This is a genomic window from Halorubrum sp. AD140 (assembly GCF_034497445.1).
In the GTDB taxonomy this organism is placed as follows: Archaea; Halobacteriota; Halobacteria; order Halobacteriales; family Haloferacaceae; genus Halorubrum.
Genome location: NZ_JAXRUU010000231.1, coordinates 1 through 1,268, shown reverse-complemented (window position 1 = coordinate 1,268; position 1,268 = coordinate 1). Strand labels below are relative to the sequence as shown.

Annotated in this window: 2 protein-coding genes; both read left to right on the top strand. The window is 67.7% G+C overall.

Features of this window, described 5'->3' with window-relative positions; genetic code table 11:
- A partial coding sequence (locus U4E84_RS17730) for a hypothetical protein (RefSeq protein ID WP_322533397.1) occupies window positions 1-243 on the top strand: 243 nt, incomplete at its 5' end.
- 77 nt (window positions 244-320) lie between these two features.
- On the top strand, window positions 321-977 hold the full coding sequence (locus U4E84_RS17725) for a lactate utilization protein (protein ID WP_322533396.1): 657 nt from the start codon (window positions 321-323) through the stop codon (window positions 975-977).
- Window positions 978-1,268 lie beyond the last annotated feature (291 nt).

Below are 1,268 nucleotides of genomic sequence, written 5' to 3'. Positions count from 1 at the left end.
AGAAAGAACCTCGATATCGAGCGGGGAGCGAGCGAGGTCGACCGCAGCCGCTTCGCTGAACCGAACCGCCGACCGACCGTCGCGTGCCCGTTCGGGCCCGACGACACAGAATTTTTATCGACGACTCGACCGCTGAGCGTCCCGCTCGTCGATCGGTCGCTCATGGCGCTTCTCAGTCTGCCGAGAACCGCGCTACCGACCCGCACATTCCCCCCGCGCGACAGGAGGGTAACATCCGCGTAACCACCGGACGGCGGTGTCCGCGAGCGGTTAAGTGACTCCCGGCCCTCCGATCTACCGACGAGGTTCTCACGTTCATCATGCCACAGCAGAAGGCCGACTACGCAGACGACGCGGAGATCGACGCGGAACTAGACGGGCTTCCCGACGACGCGACCGTCGCGGAGACGGTCGCCAACTTGGAGGAGCGCGGCTTCGACGTGGTCGTCGTCGACGACGCCGACGAGGCGCTAGAAACCGTGACATCCCAGGTCCCCGCCGGCGTCTCCGTGATGAACGGGCACTCGACGACGCTCGAAGAGATCGGGTTCGACGAGTTCCTGAGCGGGAGCGACCACGAGTGGGAGAGCCTCCCGGACCGGATCTGGAGCATCGACGACGACGCCGAGCGACAGGCCGCGCGACGCGAGTCGCAGACGGCGGACTACTTCCTCGGCGGCATCAACGCGGTCGCGCAGACCGGCGAACTCGTCGCCGCAGACCTCTCCGGGAGTCGGATCGGCGCGTACCCGTTCGCCGCGGGCAACGTCGTCATCGTCACCGGGATCAACAAGATCGTCCCGACGCTCTCGGACGCGTTCGACCGGCTGGAGTCGGTCGCGTACCCGCTGGAGAACGAGCGCGCGCAGGAGGCGTACGGCGTCGAGTCCGCCATCGCGAAGCAGCTGATCTACCGGCGCGAGACCGAGGAGGGCCGCACGACGGTCGTCCTCGTCCGCGAGCGGCTCGGCTACTGAGCGGTTCGCGCCACGCGAAGACGCGTCACACGCTTTCTTCCCCTTTCGTCGACCGCGAGCGACGCCGCTCGCGGAATTGCTCGCGACAGGTAACGGGCCGGGAGGGATTCGAACCCCACTCGCACGGTCGCCTCGCTTCGCTCGGCGCTGCGTGCTCCCTGGTTCGAACCCTCGCTCAGCACAGCACCGCCGCTCGCGGAATTGCTCGCGGCGGTGACAGCGGGCCGGGAGGGATTCGAACCCCACTCGCACGGTCGCCTCGCTTCGCTCGGCGCTGCGTGCTCCCTGGTT

Coding starts and splice junctions, on each gene's coding strand:
- U4E84_RS17725 (WP_322533396.1), top strand. CDS start 321: ATGCCACAGCAGAAGGCCGACTACGCAGACGACGCGGAGATCGACGCG.